Consider the following 217-nt stretch of genomic DNA (forward strand, 5'->3'; position numbering starts at 1 on the left):
GGTCGTTGATAAAAATGGTTTTTTAATTGCAATCATGGTTACAATGGCTAATATACATGATAGTAAGGCTGTTATTTTACTTATGCGCGGGTTAAAAGAAATGCTTTGTGGCATTAAAGTTATTCTGGCTGATGGTGGTTATCGTGGGGAAATAGTAGATCTGGTAAAAAAGGGGTTTGGATACATTATTCAGGTTGTTTTAAGGCCTGATAAGCAA

The 217-nt window shown here is 35.5% G+C and carries 1 protein-coding gene; it reads left to right on the forward strand.

Annotation, left to right across the window (positions count from 1 at the left end):
• A partial coding sequence (locus GNY06_RS00030; RefSeq protein WP_166518287.1) for a transposase occupies positions 1-217 on the forward strand: 217 nt, incomplete at both ends.

This window comes from Elizabethkingia argenteiflava (assembly GCF_009904105.1).
GTDB lineage: Bacteria > Bacteroidota > Bacteroidia > Flavobacteriales > Weeksellaceae > Elizabethkingia > Elizabethkingia argenteiflava.